Below are 1,804 nucleotides of genomic sequence, written 5' to 3' on the forward strand. Positions count from 1 at the left end.
TGGGTGTGTTGTTTGAGAACTCGATAGTGTGTCATGTTTTTTATGCCATGGCCCTGGGGGCTGCGCATGGTTTTGGTTGTGTGTGGTTTTTGGGGTTTGTTTTGTTTTGGTTTGCCTGGCCCTTTTTGTTGTGGGGTTGGGTTGGGCCTGGTCTGGTTTTCTGGACTGTTGTACTGACTATTGGGTTCTGGCTGGCTGCTTGTTTGTGGTTGGTTGGGGCCTGGTTTTGTTGGTTTTGTTTGGAGAGTTTGATCCTGGCTCAGGACGAACGCTGGCGGCGTGCTTAACACATGCAAGTCGAACGGTGAAGGGATCAGCTTGCTGGTTCTGGATGAGTGGCGAACGGGTGAGTAACACGTGAGTAACCTGCCCCCTTCTTCTGGATAACCGCATGAAAGTGTGGCTAATACGGGATATTCTGGGTCTGTCGCATGGCGGGTCTGGGAAAGATGCGCCTTTGGGTGTTTTTGGTGGGGGATGGGCTCGCGGCCTATCAGCTTGTTGGTGGGGTGATGGCCTACCAAGGCGGTGACGGGTAGCCGGCCTGAGAGGGTGGACGGTCACACTGGGACTGAGACACGGCCCAGACTCCTACGGGAGGCAGCAGTGGGGAATATTGCACAATGGGCGCAAGCCTGATGCAGCGACGCCGCGTGAGGGATGGAGGCCTTCGGGTTGTAAACCTCTTTCGCCAGTGAAGCAGGCCTGCTCCTTGTGGGTGGGTTGACGGTAGCTGGATAAGAAGCGCCGGCTAACTACGTGCCAGCAGCCGCGGTAATACGTAGGGCGCGAGCGTTGTCCGGAATTATTGGGCGTAAAGAGCTCGTAGGCGGCTGGTCGCGTCTGTCGTGAAATCCTCTGGCTTAACTGGGGGCTTGCGGTGGGTACGGGCCGGCTTGAGTGCGGTAGGGGAGACTGGAACTCCTGGTGTAGCGGTGGAATGCGCAGATATCAGGAAGAACACCGGTGGCGAAGGCGGGTCTCTGGGCCGTTACTGACGCTGAGGAGCGAAAGCGTGGGGAGCGAACAGGATTAGATACCCTGGTAGTCCACGCCGTAAACGTTGGGCACTAGGTGTGGGGGGCCTTTTCCGGGTCTTCCGCGCCGTAGCTAACGCATTAAGTGCCCCGCCTGGGGAGTACGGCCGCAAGGCTAAAACTCAAAGGAATTGACGGGGGCCCGCACAAGCGGCGGAGCATGCGGATTAATTCGATGCAACGCGAAGAACCTTACCAAGGCTTGACATGTGCCGGTCGGCTCCGGAGACGGGGTTTCCTCCTTGTGGGGCCGGTTCACAGGTGGTGCATGGTTGTCGTCAGCTCGTGTCGTGAGATGTTGGGTTAAGTCCCGCAACGAGCGCAACCCTTGTCCCGTGTTGCCAGCACGTTGTGGTGGGGACTCGCGGGAGACTGCCGGGGTCAACTCGGAGGAAGGTGGGGATGACGTCAAATCATCATGCCCCTTATGTCTTGGGCTTCACGCATGCTACAATGGCCGGTACAGAGGGCTGCGATACCGTGAGGTGGAGCGAATCCCTTAAAGCCGGTCTCAGTTCGGATCGGTGTCTGCAACTCGACACCGTGAAGTTGGAGTCGCTAGTAATCGCAGATCAGCAACGCTGCGGTGAATACGTTCTCGGGCCTTGTACACACCGCCCGTCACGTCATGAAAGTCGGCAACACCCGAAGCCCGTGGCCCTACGGGGAGCGGTCGAAGGTGGGGCTGGTGATTGGGACGAAGTCGTAACAAGGTAGCCGTACCGGAAGGTGCGGCTGGATCACCTCCTTTCTAAGGATTGATTGTG

Annotated in this window: 1 rRNA gene; it reads left to right on the forward strand. The window is 57.8% G+C overall.

Annotation, left to right across the window (positions count from 1 at the left end):
• The first annotated feature begins 236 nt into the window (after positions 1 to 236).
• Positions 237 to 1,788, forward strand: a 16S ribosomal RNA gene (locus HMPREF3165_RS10275).
• Positions 1,789 to 1,804 lie beyond the last annotated feature (16 nt).

It is taken from the genome of Actinomyces sp. HMSC08A09, from assembly GCF_001807465.1.
In the GTDB taxonomy this organism is placed as follows: Bacteria; Actinomycetota; Actinomycetes; order Actinomycetales; family Actinomycetaceae; genus Actinomyces; species Actinomyces oris.